We start from the raw sequence: 21,083 nt of genomic DNA on the forward strand, positions 1-21,083 counted from the left end.
GAACAAAGGGGCAGAGACAATGACAGCACGACGGACCAAATGGCTGGTTTCCACAGCCATGATGATTTCTGCGTTCACGACAGCCAGCGCCTTCGCGCAGACCTCGGCTCCGGCGGACACGGTGCCGGAAACCGCATCGAGTGAGGCCGACCAATCGGACGGCGCGCCGATCATCGTTACGGGATCGCGCATCCGCCGCGACCCGCTCGACGCGCCATCGCCGGTCACTGCGCTCGACAGCGCGGATATCGCGCGCACCGGCCTGTCGTCGATCGGCGACGTCCTGCAACGGCTCCCCGGCAGCGCCGGCGGCCTGAATTCGCGCTTCAATCGCAGCGGCAACAACGGCAACCCGCCCGACGGCGGCGGCGTCGGCGCAGGGTCGGCCGAAATCGACATGCGCTATCTCGGCAGCCGCCGCACGCTGGTGCTGGTCGACGGCATCCGCTTCATCAACGGCGCTTCCGCCAGCGGCATTCCCGGCGCGGTCGATCTCAACGCCATCCCCGAATCCGCCATCGAGCGCGTCGAAGTGCTGCGCGACGGCGCGTCGACCATCTATGGCTCGGATGCGATTGCGGGCGTCGTGAACATCATCACCAAGACGCGCCAGAAGGGTTTTCTCGCGACCGCACAGGTCGGTGCCTTTGACGAAGGCGACGGCGTCACCCAGAATTACAATGTGAGCTGGGGCACGGGCGACGACGGCAGCGGCGTCTCGCTGGTCGTCGGCGGCAACTATACCAAGCAGGACAGCGTCTTCGCGAGCGATCGCCCCTATTACAGCTTCCCGGTGCCCGGCGCGACCGCGTGTACCGCGACGTGCAGCGGCACCACGCCGAACGGGCGCTTCCGCATCATCAACCCGGCGGGCGGCGGCACGCTCGACCTCACGCTCCGGAATGCGCCGATCACCGGCGTCGCGCGCTACAATCCGGCCGATCCCTATAACAGCCTCGACTTCAAGCGCTTCGCGACCGCCGACCGGTTCAACTATCGCCCGGTCAATTATCTGCTGACGCCCAACGAACGCATGGGCGGCTTCCTGAATTTCCGTGGCGAAGTGAACGACTCCTTCTACGTCGCCGCAAAGCTCATCTACAATCGCCGCACCTCGGTGAACCAGGCGGCGTACATCCCGGTGTCGATCGGTCCCGATGCCGGCAACGGCAATGGCAGCCTGCTCGACCGCATCTCGATCGACGTGACCAACCCGTACAACCCGTTCGGCTATACGCTCACCGCCGGCGGAAACGGCGTCGCGCCGAACTATAACTCGATCCACCGCCGCTTCGTCGAGGCAGGACCACGCCGGTTCAGCCAGGAAGTGAACACGATGTACGGCAATGTGACGCTGGGCGGCGAGTTCACCCTGGGCGGCGGCAGCTGGTATTGGGACGTCAACGGCGTCTATGCGATCAACGACGCCAAGCAGCGCATGACCGGCAACATCAACGCGGAGAAGCTGGCGCGCGCGCTCGGGCCGGTGTCGGAATGCACGGGCGAGTGCGTGCCGTTCAACATCTTCGGCGGCCTGGGCACGATCACCCCGGCGATGCTCAACTATGTGAGCTTCGTCCAGAACGACAAGAGCGAGCAGGAGCTGGGCGATTTCACGGCCAATCTGTCGGGCTCGCTGTTCAACCTGCCGGCAGGCCCGCTGGGCGTGGCGATCGGCTATGAGCATCGTCGCCAGTCGGGCTCGTTCACCCCGGACCCGATCGTCGCGGCGGGGCTGAGCTCCGACATCCCCGCACAACCGGGCGGCGGATCGTTCAACGTCAACGAAGTCTATGGCGAGCTGAATGCGCCGATCCTGCGCGACACGGCGTTCTTCCAGTTGCTCGAGGCGTCGTTCGCGGCGCGCTATTCGGACTATTCGACCAGCGGCGGCAAGGCGACGATGAAGGCCGGCCTCAACTGGAAGCCGTTCGCCGACCTGCGCCTGCGCGGCACCTGGGCACAGGGCTTCCGGGCGCCAAGCATCGGCGAGCTGTACGGCGCGCTATCGCGCTTCGACGGCGCGGCCAGCGGCATCGTCGATCCCTGTTCGAGCCTCAACACCGTGACCAATGCGACGACCCGCACCGTCTGCCTCGCGCAGGGCGTCCCCGCGAATGGCAGCTATGTCGCGAGCGGAACCGGCTTCGGCCTGTTGACCGGCGGCAACCGCGCATTGCGGCCCGAGACGTCGCAAAGCTGGATCTTGGGCGGCGTCTATTCCCCCGGCTGGGCGCGCGACGCCGGCTTCGCGCGCGCGCTGTCGCTCGAAGTCGATTACTACACGATCAAGGTCGACGACGCGATCGGCGTGCCCGACCCGAACGTCCTGGTCGACAGCTGCTACAACCGCGGCGACAGCATCGCCTGCTCGGCCTTCTCGCGCACGGCGTCGGGAGCGATCGCGCAGGTCCGCGGCACCCTGCAGAACCTGTCGACGGTGCGCAGCGAGGGGCTGGACGTCCAGTTCAACTATCGCTCGCCAACGGTGTGGGGCGGCAGCTTCGGGCTGAACGTGTCGAACAACTTCCTGTTCGACTATTCGATCGAAGTGCCCACCACGACGGGCACCCGGCTGACGCGCTATGCGGGGACCGAGACCGGGTCGCCACAGGCCTATCCGCGGTACAAGGGCACGGCGGTGCTCGATTTCTCGGCCGCTGCCTTCAATGCTTCGCTCACGGGTCGCTATATCAGCAAGGTGACCGAGCCCGCGGCGAACAACTATCATGTGATGAACAGCATCCTGTACCTCGATGCGCAGGTGGGCTTCTCGCCAGCCTTCCTCAACGATGCCTTCACGGTCACGCTGGGCGTCAACAACCTGCTGGGCAAGCGGGCGCCGGACTGCCTGGCGTGTGGCGGCTTCGATCCGACCACCTACGACATGCCCGACCAGTTCGGCTACGCGCGCCTTTCGGTGCGGTTCTGACCTGAACGGAGCGGCGGGTCCGGGGGCGCCCGGGCCTGCCGCTCCCCTTTCTTGCGCTTTCGACCGAGTAGACGGAGTTGCCGTACCCATGATGTCCTTGTTCGCGCGCTGGGCGGCGCTGCTGCTGCTCCTCGTCCTGGGCGCAGTGCAGCCTGTCCGAGCCGATCCGGGCGAAATGCCGCGGATCGCGGTTCAGTCCGACGGGCACCGGACGCTGATGGTCGATGGCCGCCCCTATTTCGTGCTGGCCGCGCAGCTCCATAATTCCAGCGCCTGGCCGATGGTGCTCGACCATGCCTGGGACGAGGCGCTGAAGATGGCGCCCAACACGATCGAGGCTCCGGTCTATTGGGAGCAGTTCGAGCCTTCGCCCGGCCAGTTCGACACCCGCAACGTCGACGCGCTGATCGCCAAGGCGCGCGCCACCGACACGCGGCTGATCCTGCTCTGGTTCGGCACCTGGAAGAACGGCGAGAACCACTATACCCCGAACTGGATGCGCAGCGACCCCGCGCGCTATCCCCGCATGCTCGATCCGCGCGGCGAGCCGATCGACGTGCAGAGCCCGTTCAGCGCCGCCAATCTGGAAGCCGACAAGCGCGCCTATGCCGCGCTGATGCGGCATCTGAAGGCAGTCGACGGCAAGACGCACACGGTGATCATGGTGCAGGTCGAGAACGAGCCCGGCTCGCTGGGCAGCGTGCGCGATCACGGCGCCGCCGCCGAAGCGGCGTTCCAGGCGCAGGTCCCCGCCGCGCTGGCCGCCAAGCTCGGCAAGACGGCGGGCAGCTGGCGCGAAACCTTCGGTGCGGACGCCGACGAAGCCTTTGCGGCATGGTCCACCGCCAGTTTCATCGAACAGGTCGCCGCCGCAGGGCGCGCGGTCTATCCGCTGCCGGTCTATGTCAATTGCTGGATGCGCTACAAAGGGTTCAAGTCCCCCGGCACCGACTATCCCAGCGGCGGCCCCGTCTGGACGATGTTCGATCTGTGGCGCGCGGTGACGCCCAGCATCGACCTGATCGGGACCGACATCTACACCAGCGATCCCGGCGAATATCGCCGCGTGCTCGATCAATATGCCCGGCGCGACAACCCGTCCTGGGTTTCCGAGACCGAGTTCAGCGCGCGGACCGCGCCGTTCCTTTACTATGTGCTCGCTCGGGGCGGCATCGGCTTTTCGGTGTTCGGCATCGACAAGACCCACCCGACGCCCGAGAACGAGGCCGCCACGCGCGCGCATGCCGAGAATTTCGCGCTGCTCGATCCGATCCGCGAGACGATCGCCCGCGCCGCCGCCGAGCGCCGCCTCCACGCCGCCGTCGAGGAACCGGGCCGCGCGCAGCAATCGTTGCCGCTCGCCGATGGCTGGCGCGCGATCGTGTCGTTCGGCCCGCCGCCCTGGGGCGACACCCCCGGCGTGGTCGCCAACACCGCCGACATGGCCGGGCGCGTCTTCATCGTGCAGCTCGGCCCGGACGAATGGCTGGTCGGGGGATCGCAGGTGCGCGTCGAATTCGAGCGATCCGACGGCAAGCGCGGGCAGCTGCTGCGCGTCGAGGATGGCAGCTATTCGGCGGGCGCCTGGCAAGCGCGCCGCTGGTTGAACGGCGACGAAACCGATTTCGGGCTGAACCTCGTCCGCCCGGGATTGCTCCGCGTGAAGACGGGCATTTTCTAGACACTGTTTCCGTGAAGCTGCCGGTGCAGTTTCAGCGTTGCTTCCTGGTGATGGTCGCAGTGAAATCGGGGTCTTTCTTCGCGACCCAGTCGACAAATTTGCGGATGTTGGGATTGTCCAACAGACCCGACACGTCCGTTCCGTGACGTTGCAGTTCGGAATTGGTGAAGTTTGCGATCAGCGTCTGTTGGCAGATCGCGTGCATCGGCACGACGTCGCGCCCGCCGCGACTCTTCGGCACGGGATGATGCCAGGTAATGGTCGCCCCCGTCGGGCGGCCGCACAGCCAGCAGGCCACCGCCGCCGCGGGAGCCTCCTCCTCGCGGTCCAAGTCCTGGTACGGATCGTGCTTCGAATGCTTGCGAGCCATGCGCTTCCCAATGCCAGCGGGGTGTATCGGTCCCCTACACGGCGAGGCCGTGATTACCAATCTCCACAAGGTGCGGGGCTCCGCGATTTGGCGGCGGCGTAAAACTCTGCTCTGGACGGCGCGCTTCTCTAAATGTTAGGCAGCAACTCCTGTAAATCGTTCGATTTACGGTCACGGGGGGATAGTAAATGCGGATGTTTTTGGTGGCTCGTGCCGGGCGGGCCCGGCGTTGTACGTTCGCATTCGGTGCCAGCGCCTTCGCCGTCGCGATAGCAACTGCGCCCCCTGCCGCAGCCCAATGCACCCCCGATCCCGTGACCGCGGGCGGCACCACCAATTGCACCGGGACCGACGGGGACGGGCTCGAGGTCGCCACCAGCAGCACGCGCGTCGTCGTCGAAGCGGGTGCACAGGTGCTGCCGGGCGGTGCCGCCGCCGCGATCGTCAACACCGGCTATTCCGACACCTATCTCGTATATGGCTCGATCGCCGGCGGAAGCGTGCCCGGAATGGTGCTGAGCAGCGGCCCGGCCAGACTGGTGCCGTGCGATCCCTATGGCGGGGTGGCGGTTCGCTATTGTCCGAGCCCGTACGAGCTCGCCTATCCGTTGGGCTCGGCGACGATCACGATTGCGGAAGGCGGGGCGATCAGCGGGAGTTCCGCGATCCTGCTTCGGCGCCGGAGCGACATTGGAAGCACCAGCACCAATTATGTCCAGGCGACGATCGACAATGCCGGATCGCTCACCGGCACCGCCGGCCCGGCGCTGGTCGCGGAGGCGGGCACGACCTTCGTGCGCATCGACAATCGCGCGACCGGCACGATCAACGGGATCAGCGGCACCTTTCAGAACATCGACAATGCCGGGCTGATCGATGGCGGCAGCGGCAGCGCGATCACCAGTGCCAGCCAGGCGCTGGTCAGCAATAGCGGCACCATCGCGTCGAATTCGAGCCTCGCCACGATCCAGGGCACCCCGGTCAGCGTCACCAACAGCGGCACGATCCGCAACAGCGGCAGCGGCGCGGCGATCGATTCGGTCGGCGTGCTCTATCTGGAGAACCGCACCGGCGGCGTGATCGCCACCAATGGCGGCGTCGCGATCCGTGCCAGCGCGCAGGTCAGCATCGTCAATGCGGGGACGATCACCGGATCGATTGTCGCCGGCGCGGGCCAATATTCGGGCAGCACGATCGACAATCTCGCCGGCACGATCGACGGCAGCATCCAGTTCGGCGGCAGCAACGACACGCTCAAGGTGCGGTTCGATTCGGCGACGGGCCGGGTCGCGGGGGTCACCGGCACGATCGACGGCGGCGCCGGCGTGGACCTGCTCCAGCTCGGGATCAGCGCCGACGCCACGCTGGGCCAGGGCGCGCTGCCGACGGGCTTCGAGCAATTGTCGCTTCAGATCGCCAATAATTCGACCGTGACGATCGCGAGCGCGAACGGCACCGCCAACGGCATCACCGCGACGGGATCGGGGCGGCTGATCAACACCGCCACGCTGGTGACGACCGGATCGGCGATCACGACCAACTGGTCGAACTATGACAGCCGCCTGGACGTCGAGAATAGCGGATCGATCACCGCGACCGCCACGAGCCCCTATCTCGCCGCGGTCCGGGTCTATCCGGGATCGTTCACCAACAGTGGCAGCGTCGTTTCGAACGGCGGCATTGGCGTGCAGGTCAGCGGCGGCAGCCAGACGGCGCAGCTCGTCAACAGCGGGACCATCACGGCCACCGGCACCGGCGCGTCGCTCGATTATGCGCGGCTCGCCAATAGCGGCACGATCACCTCGACCGGGGGCACCGGCGCTACGCTGTTCCGCGGGCATGACAGCGAAGCCTCGGTCAATAGCGGCACCATCTCGGGTGCGACGACCGGCGTGTCGACCTATTCGGTACGGCTGATCAACAGCGGCACGATCCAGGGCGGGACGGCGGGGATCGTCGCCGACGATCTCCGGCTCGACAATCTTGCGAGCGGCGTCGTGCGCGGTGGCAGCCTCGCGATCGATGGCCGCAATGCGACGAGCTATGGCTCGGTGGTCCGCAATGCCGGGACGCTTGCGGGGACCGTCGATTTCACGCGCAACGGCTATGACATGACCGGCGATATCTTCATCGATCGGGGCGGCGTGATCGAGGGCGCGCTGCGGATGGGCGGCGGCAACGACCTGCTCGTCGTCGATCTCGGTGGCGCGGCGGACCGGCCGCTCGCGGGGGCGACGGGCGGAGTCGATATGGGCGCGGGGGTCGACACGATCCGCTATGTCGCCGGCACCAGCCAGAGCGCGGCGATCGCCGTGCCCTCGGGCTTCGAGGCAGTGGCCTATGAAGTGCGCGATGGCGCGCGGCTGACGCTGACGGCGGCCGACACGCTGTCCGCCGGGCTGGGCTTCAGCGGCACGGGGACGATCGACTTCACTGCGACGCTGGCGACCGCGGGCACCGCTGCGATCGACCTGAGCGGCGCGACGTCCGAGGCTCTGCTCAACGGCATTGCCCCGCCCGGATACGGCGTGGGCGGCGACAATGCCGCGCTCAGCGTGATCAGCCGGGGCAGCATCGCCTTCGCGCTGGGGAACTCGCCCTATGGCGGCGGCAGCTGCGCGGTCGAGGCGGCGGGCGCGGCGTTCGAGAATGCCGGGTCGATCACGACCGCTGCCAGCCCAAATTCGTGGTACGCACCCACGGCGATCTGCGGCGGCGGCACGGTGACCAATAGCGGCACGATCCGGATCGACGGCGGACACGGCGTGTACGGCGCCGGCAGCTTCATCAATAGCGGGACGCTGAGCGATGTCGCCGGGTCGGGCGGGTACGGCGTGTATGCCGCGGAGACGATCGTCAATTCGGGCACCATCGTCACCGACGGGGTGGCGATCTCCGGCGGCTATGTATCGGCGGACATCACCAATAGCGGGCTGATCGAGAGCCGCGCCGACATCGCGATCCAGTTCGGCGCGGATGGCCGCGTGGTCAACGAGGCCGGGGGCATCATCCGCGCGTCCGAGACCGCGATCTGGGGCCTGAGCGGCGAAGTGATCAACCGCGGCGCGATCGTTGGCGACGTCGAGTTGCGCAGCAGCCTGACGCCCGCCGCCCCGGTCACGGGCCTGACCAGCCTCGCCGTCGCCGCGGCAGCGGCAGTGCCGGGCAGCCGCTATGTTGCGGACGGCGGCACGCTGGCGGGCAATCTCCGCTTCGGTCGCGGCGACGATGTCTTCGTGCAGACCGGCGCGATCACCGGCGTGAGCGGCGTCATCGACGGCGGCGCGGGCTATGACCGCATCGAGCTTTCGACCACGGGGCAGGGCCGGTTCGAGGGCGCCGCCACCGGGTTCGAACGGCTCGACGTCGTGGGCGGCACATGGACGCTGGGCAGCGCGCTGCCCGTCGCCGAAACCGGGATCGCCGCCGGGGCGACGCTGATCGGCACCACCATCTCGCTCACCGGCACAATTATCGACAGCGGCACGCTGCGCATCGAGCAGGATTTCGACGGCAGCTTCGGCGGCGCCCTGCAAGGGAATGGCGCGCTGGTGAAGGCGGGCACGGGCACCGTGACGATGGGGGACCAGCTTGGCTTTTCCGGCACCACGTCGATCCTCGGCGGCCGGTTGCTGCTATCGGGACGCTCGGCGGCGCGGCTGAGCGTCGTCGGCGGTACGCTGGGCGGCACCGGAACCGTTGGCGCGCTCAGCATCGGTAGCGGCGGGACGGTGGCGCCCGGCGATGCGGCGATCGGCACGCTCAGCGTCACCGGCAATTTCGCGCAGACCGCGGGATCGACCTATGTCGCGACCGTCACGGCATCGGGCCTGTCGGACCGCATCGTTATCGGCGGCACCGCGACGCTGGGGCAGGGCTCGCGCCTTGCGCTGGTCGGCAGTGTCGGCGGGATCGGGACGCGCTACACCCTGCTCTCCGCCGCCGGCGGGCTATCGGGCAGCTACAGCGTCGTCGAGCAGCCCGGCGGCAATTTCGAACTGCGCCTCGTCTATTCGTCGACCAACCTGTTCGCCGATGTCGCGCGCAGCGCGGTCGGGCTGACGGCGCTGGCGACCAGCGCCAACCAGCGCGCGACGGCGCGCGGCCTGACCGGGCTGACCGCCGCGAACGCCGCCTATGCCGCGATCACGCTCGAGCCGAGCGAGGCCGCAGCGCGTGCCGGGCTCGACCAGCTTTCGGGGCAGGTCCATGCCTCGCTGGCGACGGTCATGGTCCAGGATGCCCGGATCGTCGAGGACGCGGTGCTCACCCGCACGCTCGCCGACGGGGCCAAGTCCGGGTTATGGGGCGCGATGATCGGGAGCCGCGGCACCGACGATGGCGATGCCGGCGCGGCGGCGTTGCGCCGTGCGACCATGGGGGGCGTCGGCGGAGTCGATCTCGGGCTGGACGGCGCGCGGGTCGGGCTGGCGGGCGGCTATACCCGCACCGAGCTGAGCATGGCCCGCTATGGCAGCGAGGGGCGCAGCGAGACGCTGCACCTGCTCGGCTATGGCGGTGGCACTATCGGGCCGGTCACGCTGCGGGCCGGGATCGGCTATGCCTGGACCGATACGCGGATCGACCGGCACGTCGTGTTCGCAGGCGTGGACGAGCGGCTGCGCGCCGATTACGACGGAAGCACCTTCTACAGCTTCCTCGAGGCCGGGCATGGCTTCGCGGTCGGCGGCGGCTCGCTCCAGCCTTATGTCGGCTTCGAGAGCTATCGCGTGAAGACCGATGCCTTTGCCGAGACCGGCGGTTCGGCGGCGCTGCGCGGCGCCGCGCGGACCGCGAGCTTCACCTTCTCGAAGCTCGGCGCGCGGGCCGAGACGCCGATCGTCGAAGGGCTGAGCGCGCGCGCCAACATGGCGTGGCTCCGCCGGCTGGACGGCGCGACGCCGAGCCTGCGGCAGGGCTTTGTCGCCGGGGGCACGGGCTTCGACATCCGCGGGGTGCCGCTGTCGCGCGACGCGGCAGCCGCCGGGCTCGATCTCGTCTGGAGCCCCGTTGCAAATATCCGGATCGTCTCGGGCTATACGGGCCGGATCGGCAGCGGAAGCGGCGACAGCGGCTTCCGCGTGGCGGCCAATATCGGGTTCTGAGGGGCTGGTTGGAAATGCGCTTTGGCGCATTTCCCGGCACCTTCCCGCTCCCCCGCCCGGCCACCCGACGACGATATTCTAGGGGTGGCCGGGCGGGGGAGCGGGCAGGTGCCGCCCTGAAACTCGCTCTTTCGCGAATTTCCAAACAGGTTTCGCCCGCGCGTCAGGCGCCGAAGCGGCGGTGCGACACGCAGTTATTGTCGACCAGGTCCCAGTCGATATCGATCCCCAGGCCCGGCCCGGTCGGCGCGTGGATGTTGCCATCGGCATCCATGAAGTCGCGCAGGCTCTGCTTCATCGGGACCTGGAAGGTGTCTTCGGGCACGAACAGCTCGAAATATTCGGAGTTGCGCACCGCACAGGCGACATGGACGTTGGCGATGTCCATCGGGCCCATCGTCGTGGTGTGCAGCTCGCAATTCATGCCATGCGCCTCGGCGAGGTGGCAGACCTTGAGCGTGCCGGTGATCCCGCCCTTCCACGACACGTCGGCGCGAACCATGTCGACGGCGTTGTCGCGGATCGCCTGCGCCACGCCCCAGGGGCCGCCGCGCGTGGTTTCGGTGCCGACGATCGGGATGTCGACCGCGGCGCTGAGCTTGGCATATTTGTCGAGCTCATAGTCGCGGAACGGCTCTTCGAGCCAATAATAGTCGAGGCTCTCCATGTGCCGCGCGACCTTGATCGCCTCGTGCAGCGTATATTCGGAGACGGGGTCGCTCATCAGCACCATCTCGGGCCCCACTGCGGCGCGCACCGCGGCGTGGATTTCCATGTCGAGGCGGCTCGGCCCGCACGGATGGACCTTGTACGCCTTGAACCCGCGCGCCTTGTACGCCAGCGCCTCGCGGACATAGTCCTCGACGCCGGGCAGCCACAGGCTGCTGGCATAGACGGGCAGGCTGGTGCGGTAGCTGCCGATATACTGGTGCAGCGGCAGGCCCGCGGTGCGCGCCGCGGCATCCCATAGCGCGACGTCGATCGGGCCGGGCAGGAACACCGGGAAAAAGGCGCCGTGGCGATCGATGTTCCAGAAATCATGCCAGATCTTCTCGCGATCATGGATGCTGCGGCCCAGGATCACCGGTGCGATCACGTCGGAGAGATAGGCGTCGGTCACCGCGCCCGATCGCGCGGCCCAGAAGGTGGCGATGCCCTCGATCCCGTCCGATGTCGTGATCCTGCCGACGCCATAGCTCCACGGCATCGGCGCCGCGCCCTGGCGGTCCTCGTCGAACAAGCCCTTGGGGCGATTGCAGATCCAGGTCTCGAACGTCTCGATGCGCATCGCGCATTCCCCTCCCGATAAAACTTGTCTTACAGGATAGGGCGGCTACACCCGTGCGACAACCGCAAAATCGGGAGAGGACATCGTGGGCGCATCGCCATTGCTGCTGGCAAATGCAGAATTCGGCCGCCGCGCCGTGACCCTGGGGCTGGGCGCGGCCTTCGCCGCCGCCGCGATGCCGGTGCGCGCGAGCGGGGCGTTGCGCGGGTTTCACGACGTGCGCGACTATGGCGCGCGGGGCGACGGCAAGGCGATCGACAGCCCCGCGATCAACCGCGCGATCCTCGCCGCGGCGCGCGCCGGGGGCGGCACGGTGATCGTCCCGCCGGGGCGCTATCTCTGCTTCTCGATCCGGCTGAAGGACAATATCACTTTGGTCCTGTCCGCCGGATCGGTGATCGTCGCCGCCGACCCGGACACGCATGGCCGCCACTACGACCTGCCCGAAGCCGCGTTCGAGGAGCAGTTCACCGATTTCGGCGTGTACCATAACCACACCAGCCTGATTTACGGCGACGGCGCCAGCAATGTCGCGATTATCGGCAAGGGGATGATCCACGGGCTGGGGCTCGAGCGCGAAGGGCCGGGGCCGCGCTGGCACGGCATGCCCGGCTTCCGCTCGCCGCAATCGCTCGGCCTCACCCCCGAACAGGCGCGGCTGACCAACCCGGCGGAACGCGAGCAACAGGGGCGCGGCAACAAGGCGGTGGCGTTCAAGGAATGCCGCAACATAGTGCTGCGCGACTTCACCGTGCTCCAGGGCGGGCATTTCGCGGTGTATCTGCTCGGGTGCAGCAATGTGACGCTCGACAACCTCACCGTCGATACCGACCGCGACGGCATCGACGTGGACTGCTGCCGCAACGTCCGAATCTCCAATTGCGTCGTCAACGCGCACAAGGACGACGCGATCTGCCTGAAAAGCTCCTATGCGCTCAATCGCCGGATTGTATGCGAGGACGTGACGGTGATCGGGTGCAAGACGAGCGGCTATGCGCTGGGGTCGGTGCTCGACGGCAGCTATCGCATGTCCGATTACCTCTCGACCGACAAGGTCGGCGTGCTCGGGCGGATCAAGCTCGGCACCGACAGCGTCGGCGGTTTCCGAAACGTGCTGGTGACCGACTGCAATTGCGAGAACAGTCGGGGACTCCAGATGGGCGCGATCGATGGCGGCACGCTGGAGGATGTCACCTTCTCCAACATCACGATGCGCAACATCGTCAACCATCCGCTGTTCGTCCGGCTCTCCGCAAGACAGCGCGCGCCCGAGGGGGCGCCGGTGGGAACGGTGCGGCGCGTGCGCTTCTCCGACATCAATGTATCGGGCGCCGACGGGCGCTATCCGTGCGGGATCGTCGGCATCGAGGACAAGGCGATCGAGGACGTGACGCTCGCGAACGTCCATGTCCGCTGCTCGGGCGGCGGCACCGCCGAGGACGCCGCCCGCGTCCCGCCGGAGCGGCGCAATTCGAGCCTGGAGCCGAGCTTCATGGGAACGCTGCCCGCCTTTGGCCTGTACGTCCGGCACGCGCGGGGAATCGCCGCGACCGATGTGAGCTTCACGACCGAACGCCCCGACGCGCGCCCGGCGATCGTGCTGGACGATGTGAGGGGCGCGCAGATCGGGGGGGTGCGGACTTCCGCGCCTGTCGGCGGGGCGGTGAAGGCGATGGGGAGCAGCGACGTTGAGGTCGGGCGGGTCGCGTTGATCGGGTAGGGTGGGGCGTGAGGGTGTGGCAGTGATGGATTGCCGGCCGGCCCGCCCGGATCAGTCCGACTTGCGCACCAGCCATATCGTCCGCCCGCCGCTGGTCGGGTCCTCGTGCGCGAAGGCCACCTCCACCAGCCCTGCCTCGGCGAACCGCGCGCGATAGGCGGACGGGGCGAGGCTGGCATGGTAGAGCGGATCGCCGAACTGCGCGCCGACGACCTCGCCATGATCGGGGCCGGTGTTGAACAGGAACGGCGCGCCCGGTGCGAGCCAATTGCCGATCCGGGCGATCATCGCGACCTGGTCGGCGGGGGCGAGGTGGAACAGGCTGTCCCAGGCGAGCACCCCGGCGAAGTGGCCGTCGATCGCCGCCGTCCGCATGTCGGCGCAGAGCCAGCGCTGGGCCGGGAAGCGCGTGCGGGCGAGCGCAATCAGGCTATCGGACGCATCAACGCCCAGGACCCGGCGCCCGGCATCGATCAGGTGGCGCGCGACCGGCTCGCCGCCGCCGCACCCCAGATCGAGCAGATCCGCGCCCGGCGCGACCAGCATCAGGAACCGATCGAGCCACGCGCGTTCGGGGAAGCGGCGATCGCGCGCGGCGTCGAACGCTGCGGCATGACGTTCATAGTGGTCGGCAATCCGATCGGGCATCCGGAACCCCCTGGCAACATGGCCGTTCTATTCCTGACGGTACCACAGGCGCACCCCCCGCGTCTGTCCGCAACTTGGAGTAGATTTTCATGGGCGAGCTAACCGACAAGATCAAAGGCAATGTCAACGAAGCAATTGGCAAGGCCAAGCAGAACAGCGACAACCCCGAGACGCATGACGAAGGCGTTGCGCAGGAATTGAAGGGCAAGGGCCAGCAGCTCGGCGGCAAGGTCAAGGGCGCGCTTGGCGACGATATCTGATCCGCTGACCGGAAATACTAAAGGCGCCGACCGCGCCTAGCCTCAAGGGCCGTTCCGTGTTGCGGGGCGGCCCTTTCTTTTGGAATGCGCTTCCGTTCAGTCGGGAATGTAGAAGGCCCAGAGCTGGCTGGGCAGCTTGCTCGCGGCGAAGCGCACGCTGCGGCGGTTGGTGCCGGTCTCGCAGATCATGAACGACTGGACCTGCGCGGGTTCGAGCGGGTTGGGCAGGGTGACGGTCTTCGCGTCCATCCAGCGCCATTCGCTCTGCCACAGGCGCACGCCGTTGATCGCGACGCGATCGCCCTGCTTGCCGATATGGAAACTCCGCCAGCCCATGCACCCGCTCCTCTCTCCGCATTATAGCGGAGGCGCGGGGCGGTTAGGTTGTGGGGTGATAAAAGCGGTGTGTCGGCTACTGTCCAAGCGCAGTCTTTCCAATCCTTCCCCGCCAGGGGGCGGTGGCAGGCGCAGCCTGACGGTGGGGGCGGAAGCACGTCGCTATGTTGGTGCTTCCGCCCCCACCGACGCCTTCGGCGCCACCTCCCCCTGGCGGGTGAGGATTTCGTAACGACAACGTCCGCCCCATGTGTGGACGTTCGTTGAGGTGGTTCAGCCTCCGTCAGCGAAGAAATTGACTAGCTTGCGCACCCCCCACCACGTTCCTGCCAGCAGAAACGTTAGCGCAGCCAAAGCAACATAGAGAGCCGTGTCGTCCGGTTCACAGGGGCTCGGTCGTCCCTCGCATCCCCCTCCTGATTGTAGGACGATCACCATCATTGGAAACCCGATGAACAGGAAGACCGCGACCGTTGCAAGCACACCGGTCACCGCTCCGGCGCTTGGCAGCCAGCTTTTACCGGAACGATTCATGCGGAAAGTATGCGAGCCTCAGTGTTGATCGTCAACGACTGCCTTCCACCACACTCGCACGTTCGGCCCCTCGGCTAAAGCGGTCGTTTAGGGAATTACGGCCTAGCCGCCGCGCAGCCGCGAAATCGTCGTCGCGGGGGAGATGATCTCGACATCGGTCTTGAGGTGGAGCAGCCGCACCCCGCGTTCCGCCAGCGCGCGGTCGAGCGCGGGGGCGAAGTCGGCGGTGGTCTCGACGGTCTCGGCCCAGCCGCCATAGGCGCGGGCGAGCGCGGCGAAATCGGGGTTGCGCAGTGTCGTGCCCGACAGCCGCGCCGGATATTCGCGCTCCTGGTGCATGCGGATCGTGCCATAGGCGCCATTGTCGACCAGCAACACGATGAGGTTCGCGCCGTGCTGGATCGCGGTCGCCAGTTCCTGTCCGTTCATCAGGAAGTCGCCATCGCCCGCCAGCGCCACGACCTGGCGATCGGGGAAGCGCAGCGCGGCGGCGACGGCGGCGGGGACGCCATATCCCATTGCGCCCGCCGTTGGGGCAAGCTGCGACGGCTGCGCGCCATAGCGCCAATAGCGGTGCCACCAGCCCGAGAAATTACCCGCGCCGTTGCAGATCACGGTGTCGCCCGGCATCACCGCCCGCATCGCCGCGACGCACTGGCCGAGGTCGAGCGCGGCGCCTTCGCGCGGTTGCGGCGTCGACCATTCGAGCCATTCGGAATGCGCCGCCGCCGCCGCGCCGCCGCGTACCGGCGACACATCCTCCAGCGTCGCCGCCGCCGCGAAGCTGGCCATGTCGGCGCAGATCGCGACATCGGCGCGGTAGACGCGGCCCAGCTCGGCGGGGTCGGGATGGACGTGGATCAGCGTCTGCCCGGGATGATCGGGCGTGATCAGCGTATAGCCGTCGGTGGTCGCCTCGCCCAGCCGCGCGCCGACCGCGAGGATCAGGTCCGCGCCCTTGATCCGCGACACCAGCTTGGGATTGGGGCCGTAGCCCAGATTGCCCGCATAGACGGTGCAGCCGGGGGGCAGCGCGTCCTGGCGGCGGAAGGCGGTGGCGACGGGGAGCGCGATCCGCTCGGCAAAGGCGGCGAAGGCGGCGCCGGTGGCGGGGGTCCAGCCCGCGCCGCCGACGATCGCGACGGGGCGCTCGGCCTGCTTTATGAGCGCGGCCATCGCGTGCATCGCGTGGCGATCGGGGACCTGCGCGATGCGGGGGAGCGGCGGGCGGTCGGGCGTCGAGACCTCGTCGCGCAGCATGTCCTCGGGCAGCGCGATCACCACCGGCCCGGGCCGGCCCGAGGTGGCGACGTTCCACGCGCGCGCGACATATTCGGGGATGCGCGCGGCGTCCTCGATCCGAGTCGCCCATTTGGCGAGCGGGGCGAACATCGCGGGCAAGTCGATTTCCTGAAAGCCTTCGCGGTCGCGCATTCCGCGATCGACGTCGCCGATGAACAGGATCATCGGCTGCGAATCCTGCATCGCGACATGCACGCCGATGCTGGCATTGGTCGCGCCGGGGCCGCGCGTGACGAAGGCGATGCCGGGCCGCCCGGTCATCGCGCCGTCGGCGCACGCCATGAAGCCGACGCCGCCCTCCTGCCGGCACGTCACCACGTCGATCGCGGGCGTATCGTGCAGCGCGTCGAGCACCGCGAGAAAGCTCTCACCCGGCACATGGAAGATGCGGTCGCAGCCCTGTGCGACCAGAGTATCGACGAGGACGCGGCCCCCGGTACGTTTGGCGATCATTGGGCCTGTCTAGCGAGTGCGCGGACGCTTGCTAACCCCAAAGCGGGTATTGCGATCGCATGGATACGCGATAGATTGACGGCATGGGGGAACAACTAAAAGCGCTCGCCGGAGTTGCCATAGTATTTGGCATCGCCTTCCTGCTTATGCGTGCGATGTGGCGCCAGATGCGGCGTGTGAATTCGCACACCGCCGAGGTTGGCAGGCAGCGCGCCGAAGAAAACGCAGCGCCGCCCGTCGAGGAGTGGGATGCCGAGCGCGGGCAGTATGTCCGTGTCAAGGGCGACCCCAACGAGGAGTTGTTGCGCCACGGCGAGCGTGCTCGTTCGAGCGGCTGGTATCTCGAACCCTGACCGCAAGAGCGCCCGGGCCATCTCGATTCCGTCTCGATTCCGTGGGCTTGGATAGAAAAACCCGTGATTGCGAGGACGTGCGCGGCGCTCACGTCCGGGGTGAAGCCGTCGCGGCCATGCTCGCATGGTCGGTGTCCTCGCCACGCAAGGCGTGACGGGACCTGCCTTCGCCCATCGCGGTCGCTGTCCACTCCGCGTGGAACCCCCTGCGGCTTCGCTTGACCCCGCCGCGCGCGGGGGACTATCGCCCGGCGCAAGCTCAGGAGAATCGCGCATGAACAAGCTCTATCCCAACGCCCAGGCAGCGCTGGAAGGGCTGCTGTTCGACGGCATGACGCTCTGCGCCGGCGGTTTCGGGCTGTGCGGCATTCCCGAGCGGCTGATCGACGCGATCCAGGCTTCGGGGGTCAAGGACCTGACGATCGCGAGCAACAATGCCGGGATCGACAATGAAGGGCTCGGCAAGCTTCTCCGCAGCCGCCAGGTGAAGAAGATGATCTCTTCGTATGTCGGCGAGAACAAGGAATTCGAGCGGCAATATCTGGCGGGCGAGCTGGAAGTGGAATTCTGTCCGCAGGGCACGCTGGCCGAGCGTTGCCGCGCGGGCGGGGCGGGGATTCCGGGCTTCTACACCAAGACCGGAGTCGGCACCCAGGTCGCCGAGGGCAAGGAAGTAAAGACCTTCGACGGCGAGGACTATATCCTCGAACGCGGCATCCGCGCCGACGTGTCGATCATCAAGGGATGGAAGGCCGACGAAAGCGGCAACCTGATCTTCCGCAAGACCGCGCGCAATTTCAACCAGCCGATGGCGACCGCGAGCCATATGTGCGTCGCCGAAGTCGAGGAAGTGGTGCCGGTGGGCAGCCTGGACCCCGATACGATCCACTTGCCCGGCATCTATGTGAAGCGGATGATCGTCGGCAGCCCCTATGACAAGAAGATCGAGTTCCGCACCGTCCGGCCGCGCGAGGCGGCATGATCGCGCGCGCCGCCAAAGTGACGCTGGGCGCGGCAGTGGCTTCGATGCTGCTGTCGGGGTGCGTCGCGGCGGCGGTGCCCGCAGTCGCGGCGGCGGGGCTGTACAAGACGCGGCAGGACAGCCGCGACAAGGCGCGCAAGTCGCCCAAGCCCGCCGAGCCCGTGGCGGCGGGACAGGTCGTGACTGCGCCCGACGGATCGACGCTCCGGATCACCAGCCTCACCGCGCTGCCGCCCCCCGGCGGCCAACCCGTCGCCGGGCCGCCGCCCGAGATGCAGTATCTCTATGGATCGGGCGAAGCGGCGGCGCTGAGCGTCCAGGCTTATCGCGCGATGTATTCGTTCCTGCGGAACGAACTGGGCCATTTGCGCGACAAGCGCGATGCGCGATCGGTGGTGCTCGCGCCCGGATCGACGATCGAGGACCCCAGATTCTATCGCTGCGGCGCGTTGCCACAGGCTGTGGTGCTCGACATCGACGAGACGGCGTTGCTCAATTTGGGGTTCGAAGCCGATGCCGTGGCGCGCGGCGGCGGCTATGACGCGGCACGCTGGGCGCGGTGGGAACAGACCGGTGCCGACAAGGTCGCGGCGGTCCCCGGCGCCGCCGAGACGCTGGCAGCGCTGCGTCGCGACGGCTACACCGTGATCTTCAATTCGAACCGCGCGACGTCGAGCGCGGCGCAGACGGTCGCGGCGCTCGACCATGCCGGGCTCGGCCCCGCCGTGCTGGGCGACACGCTGTGGCTGCGCGGCGATGGCGAGGCCAGCGGCAAGGATACGCGCCGCGCGAAGATCGCCGAACGCTATTGCGTCGTCGCAATGGCGGGCGACCAGCTCGGCGATTTCACCGACCTGTTCAACGCCCCCGCGACGAGCGTGCGCGCGCGCCGCAACCTGACCAGCGAGACCGCGCTGGCGCCCTTATGGGGCGCGGGCTGGTTCATGCTGCCCAACCCGGTTTACGGCTCCGGCCTCAAGGGCGGGCTGGACGATATTTTTCCGCCAGAGACGCGCTGGACGGACCCGCAGGAGAAGAAATGATGCCCTGGACCCGTGACGACATGGCGGCGCGCGCGGCGCGCGAGTTGCAGGACGGCTTCTACGTCAATCTGGGGATCGGCATCCCGACGCTGGTCGCGAACCATATCCCGGAGGGGCATGAAGTGACGCTCCAGTCGGAGAACGGGATGCTCGGCATCGGTCCGTTTCCGTTCGAAGGCGAGGAAGACGCCGACCTGATCAATGCGGGCAAGCAGACCATCAGCGAATTGCCCAGCTCGGTCTATTTCAGCTCGGCGGACAGCTTCGCGATGATCCGCGGCGGGCATATCGACCTGACCGTGCTGGGCGCGATGGAAGTCAGCGAGGGCGGCGACATCGCCAACTGGATGATCCCGGGCAAGATGATCAAGGGCATGGGCGGGGCGATGGACCTCGTCGCCGGGGTCAAGAAGATCATCGTGGTGATGGAGCACACGTCGAAGAACGGCGACCCGAAATTCATTCCCGAATGCACGCTGCCGCTGACCGGCCGGAACGTGGTGGACATGATCATCACCGACCTGGCGGTGTTCCAGCGCGTGGACCATGCCAGCCCGTTCCGGCTGATCGAGCTGGCGCCGGGCGTGACCGCTGAAGAGGTCGCGGCGAAGACGACGGCGCAGTATGAAGTGGCGCTGGTCGCGGCGTGATTTGCGCTTCCGGGGCCGCGTTGACGCGTCCCCGGGGCGGGCCTAGCGTCCAGCGATGCTGACTGCGCTGCGCACCCGGTATCTCGACCTGCTCGGGTCGATCTACCTCTATAACGAGCATCGCGGCTATACGAGCATCGACCGCGTGCTGGCGGCAGTGCGCGCGCGGGCGCCGGGGGATGTGGCGCTGATCGCGGCGATCGAGAAGCACCGCGCCGACGAGCGCAAACATTATGCGATGTTCAAGCGCTGGTTCGAACTGCGCGGCGTGATGCCGCTGAAGGTCGACCGGATGTGCGGGCATATCGACCGCTTCGTCGAGATCGTGTTCGGGCGGACGATCGACGCGCTCGATACCAACCGGATCATCGCCGAGGACGCGCAATTCGAGAAGCTGTGCCGCGTGATCGCGCTGACCGAAAAGCGCGGTCACCGGCAGGTGCATATCCTGCTCCGGCACCCGATCGTGCGCGGCGACAAGATTCTGATGCGCATTTTCACGATCATCGAGAAGGACGAGCCGAGCCATTGGGCGCCCTATGACGGCTGGCTCGCCGCGCATGGGATGCGGGTTTCCAACTGGCGCGACCGGGCGATCGACCGCTTCATCCATTCCGAGCTGTTGTTCGTGAAGCTGCCTGCGCTGTTCGTGAGCCCGTGGCTGGCGCGGCGTAGCGATTGGCCCGATGCGGGGGATGGGGTGGAGCCGGCGGCTGCGGCGGTGCCGATCGCGGCGTGATGGGGCTTGTCCAGGCATTGCGCCCAGCTTCGAGGGGCTGGCGCCAATCGCAGACATGGGCCAAGTCGCTGTTATGGAAGTGACGGGGTTCATCGCTGCCGGCGAATCTGCAACGGCACTGGCCTACATTAAGGCGCGACGGGGTTTGTCGCCGCGCCAGATAATGCTGATCATTTTGATTTGTACCCTTGCGGTGGGTATCCCTGTGGGAGCGGGGTTATCGGGTTCTTGGTTCGCTGCTGCAGTGTCGGTCGAGTTTGCTTTCATCGGTACCTTGGTGGGCTCACTGATAGTCCAAAGGCTTACAGGCCCAATGATGCGACGGGCCCTCGCCGAGCGCGGGCAGGCATATGAGCACCCATTTACGTTTCGGTTGACGCCCGAAGCGCTGGTCTATGATTCGGTGGACCTCACCATGACCGCGCGTTGGTCTTGCGTCACGGACATCTATAAAACCCGGAAATACTGGGTTTTTCTCGTTCAAAGCAGCGCCATTATCCTTCCCCGTCGGTTTTTCAACACGCCTGAGGTTGAACGTGCCTTCATCGCCGAAGCTACGGCTCGGCTTACCGAGGCGGCACGTTTGCGCAGTCCAGACACTGCTGCGTTCCTGCGCGATTAACCTGGATTTCGAATGCGAAGCGCGATCGGGCAATCCAAGCGCCGGCGTTCCATCGACAGCATAAA

Annotated in this window: 16 protein-coding genes; 11 read left to right on the forward strand and 5 right to left on the reverse strand. The window is 67.2% G+C overall.

Features of this window, described 5'->3' with window-relative positions; translation table 11 throughout:
• Positions 1-19: 19 nt before the first annotated feature.
• Complete coding sequence (locus tag TS85_RS02935; protein ID WP_052507697.1) at positions 20-2,932, forward strand: TonB-dependent receptor domain-containing protein; 2,913 nt, start codon at positions 20-22, stop codon at positions 2,930-2,932.
• Positions 2,933-3,020: 88 nt separating this feature from the next.
• On the forward strand, positions 3,021-4,613 hold the full coding sequence (locus TS85_RS02940; protein WP_044330324.1) for a DUF5597 domain-containing protein: 1,593 nt from the start codon (positions 3,021-3,023) through the stop codon (positions 4,611-4,613).
• 31 nt (positions 4,614-4,644) lie between these two features.
• On the opposite strand, the gene TS85_RS02945 is transcribed toward TS85_RS02940, so the two are convergent.
• Positions 4,645-4,983 carry a hypothetical protein gene (locus TS85_RS02945; protein WP_044330325.1) on the reverse strand — a complete coding sequence of 113 codons (339 nt, stop codon included), beginning with the start codon at positions 4,981-4,983 and terminating at the stop codon, positions 4,645-4,647.
• Positions 4,984-5,297: 314 nt separating this feature from the next.
• On the opposite strand from TS85_RS02945, the gene TS85_RS02950 reads away from it, so the two are divergent.
• Positions 5,298-10,088: an autotransporter domain-containing protein gene (locus TS85_RS02950; protein ID WP_044330327.1), complete on the forward strand. Its 4,791-nt coding sequence runs from the start codon at positions 5,298-5,300 to the stop codon at positions 10,086-10,088.
• A 163-nt stretch (positions 10,089-10,251) separates the two neighbouring features.
• On the opposite strand, the gene TS85_RS02955 is transcribed toward TS85_RS02950, so the two are convergent.
• Positions 10,252-11,376: an enolase C-terminal domain-like protein gene (locus TS85_RS02955; RefSeq protein ID WP_044330329.1), complete on the reverse strand. Its 1,125-nt coding sequence runs from the start codon at positions 11,374-11,376 to the stop codon at positions 10,252-10,254.
• An 85-nt stretch (positions 11,377-11,461) separates the two neighbouring features.
• On the opposite strand from TS85_RS02955, the gene TS85_RS02960 reads away from it, so the two are divergent.
• Complete coding sequence (locus TS85_RS02960) at positions 11,462-13,096, forward strand: rhamnogalacturonidase (protein ID WP_227698642.1); 1,635 nt, start codon at positions 11,462-11,464, stop codon at positions 13,094-13,096.
• A 51-nt stretch (positions 13,097-13,147) separates the two neighbouring features.
• Here the strand turns inward: TS85_RS02960 and TS85_RS02965 are convergent, their stop codons facing one another.
• The gene (locus tag TS85_RS02965; RefSeq protein ID WP_044330331.1) at positions 13,148-13,744 is read right to left on the reverse strand and encodes a class I SAM-dependent methyltransferase; all 597 of its coding nucleotides are present in this window, start codon (positions 13,742-13,744) and stop codon (positions 13,148-13,150) included.
• 89 nt (positions 13,745-13,833) lie between these two features.
• On the opposite strand from TS85_RS02965, the gene TS85_RS02970 reads away from it, so the two are divergent.
• Entirely contained in the window at positions 13,834-14,004 is a 171-nt protein-coding gene (locus TS85_RS02970) for a CsbD family protein (RefSeq protein ID WP_044330332.1), read from the forward strand.
• 96 nt (positions 14,005-14,100) lie between these two features.
• Here the strand turns inward: TS85_RS02970 and TS85_RS02975 are convergent, their stop codons facing one another.
• Together TS85_RS02975 and TS85_RS02980 are read right to left on the reverse strand one after the other, a co-directional pair.
• Positions 14,101-14,340, reverse strand: coding sequence for a hypothetical protein (locus tag TS85_RS02975; protein WP_044330333.1), 240 nt, complete (start codon positions 14,338-14,340; stop codon positions 14,101-14,103).
• A gap of 636 nt (positions 14,341-14,976) precedes the next feature.
• A complete protein-coding gene (locus TS85_RS02980; protein WP_044330334.1) occupies positions 14,977-16,629 on the reverse strand; it encodes a thiamine pyrophosphate-binding protein in 1,653 nt (550 codons plus the stop codon).
• Between the two features lie 83 nt (positions 16,630-16,712).
• On the opposite strand from TS85_RS02980, the gene TS85_RS02985 reads away from it, so the two are divergent.
• From TS85_RS02985 to TS85_RS03010, 6 genes are all read left to right on the forward strand, one after another.
• The gene (locus TS85_RS02985; RefSeq protein ID WP_044330335.1) at positions 16,713-16,982 is read left to right on the forward strand and encodes a hypothetical protein; all 270 of its coding nucleotides are present in this window, start codon (positions 16,713-16,715) and stop codon (positions 16,980-16,982) included.
• Positions 16,983-17,256: 274 nt separating this feature from the next.
• Entirely contained in the window at positions 17,257-17,964 is a 708-nt protein-coding gene (locus TS85_RS02990; RefSeq protein ID WP_044330336.1) for a CoA transferase subunit A, read from the forward strand.
• On the forward strand, positions 17,961-19,007 hold the full coding sequence (locus TS85_RS02995; protein ID WP_227698643.1) for an HAD family acid phosphatase: 1,047 nt from the start codon (positions 17,961-17,963) through the stop codon (positions 19,005-19,007). The genes TS85_RS02990 and TS85_RS02995 overlap by 4 nt, the downstream gene beginning before the upstream one ends.
• Positions 19,007-19,657 (forward strand): CoA transferase subunit B, encoded by a 651-nt coding sequence (locus tag TS85_RS03000; protein ID WP_077228788.1) that lies wholly within the window; start codon positions 19,007-19,009, stop codon positions 19,655-19,657. Before TS85_RS02995 ends, TS85_RS03000 begins: the two co-directional genes overlap by 1 nt.
• 55 nt (positions 19,658-19,712) lie before the next feature.
• Positions 19,713-20,396, forward strand: coding sequence for a hypothetical protein (locus tag TS85_RS03005; protein ID WP_044330338.1), 684 nt, complete (start codon positions 19,713-19,715; stop codon positions 20,394-20,396).
• Positions 20,397-20,451: 55 nt separating this feature from the next.
• Positions 20,452-21,018: a YcxB family protein gene (locus TS85_RS03010; protein WP_227698644.1), complete on the forward strand. Its 567-nt coding sequence runs from the start codon at positions 20,452-20,454 to the stop codon at positions 21,016-21,018.
• The last annotated feature ends 65 nt before the right edge of the window (positions 21,019-21,083 follow it).

This window comes from Sphingomonas hengshuiensis (assembly GCF_000935025.1).
In the GTDB taxonomy this organism is placed as follows: Bacteria; Pseudomonadota; Alphaproteobacteria; order Sphingomonadales; family Sphingomonadaceae; genus Sphingomonas; species Sphingomonas hengshuiensis.

Excerpts from the sequence above, each read along its gene's own strand:
- TS85_RS03005 (WP_044330338.1), top strand. The coding sequence starts at position 19,713 with ATGCTGACTGCGCTGCGCACCCGGTATCTCGACCTGCTCGGGTCGATC.
- TS85_RS02990 (WP_044330336.1), top strand. The coding sequence starts at position 17,257 with ATGAACAAGCTCTATCCCAACGCCCAGGCAGCGCTGGAAGGGCTGCTG.
- TS85_RS02985 (WP_044330335.1), top strand. The coding sequence starts at position 16,713 with ATGGGGGAACAACTAAAAGCGCTCGCCGGAGTTGCCATAGTATTTGGC.
- TS85_RS02965 (WP_044330331.1), bottom strand. The coding sequence starts at position 13,744 with ATGCCCGATCGGATTGCCGACCACTATGAACGTCATGCCGCAGCGTTC.
- TS85_RS02995 (WP_227698643.1), top strand. The coding sequence starts at position 17,961 with ATGATCGCGCGCGCCGCCAAAGTGACGCTGGGCGCGGCAGTGGCTTCG.
- TS85_RS02935 (WP_052507697.1), top strand. The coding sequence starts at position 20 with ATGACAGCACGACGGACCAAATGGCTGGTTTCCACAGCCATGATGATT.
- TS85_RS03010 (WP_227698644.1), top strand. The coding sequence starts at position 20,452 with ATGGGCCAAGTCGCTGTTATGGAAGTGACGGGGTTCATCGCTGCCGGC.
- TS85_RS02940 (WP_044330324.1), top strand. The coding sequence starts at position 3,021 with ATGATGTCCTTGTTCGCGCGCTGGGCGGCGCTGCTGCTGCTCCTCGTC.
- TS85_RS02975 (WP_044330333.1), bottom strand. The coding sequence starts at position 14,340 with ATGGGCTGGCGGAGTTTCCATATCGGCAAGCAGGGCGATCGCGTCGCG.
- TS85_RS02955 (WP_044330329.1), bottom strand. The coding sequence starts at position 11,376 with ATGCGCATCGAGACGTTCGAGACCTGGATCTGCAATCGCCCCAAGGGC.
- TS85_RS02980 (WP_044330334.1), bottom strand. The coding sequence starts at position 16,629 with ATGATCGCCAAACGTACCGGGGGCCGCGTCCTCGTCGATACTCTGGTC.
- TS85_RS03000 (WP_077228788.1), top strand. The coding sequence starts at position 19,007 with ATGCCCTGGACCCGTGACGACATGGCGGCGCGCGCGGCGCGCGAGTTG.
- TS85_RS02945 (WP_044330325.1), bottom strand. The coding sequence starts at position 4,983 with ATGGCTCGCAAGCATTCGAAGCACGATCCGTACCAGGACTTGGACCGC.
- TS85_RS02970 (WP_044330332.1), top strand. The coding sequence starts at position 13,834 with ATGGGCGAGCTAACCGACAAGATCAAAGGCAATGTCAACGAAGCAATT.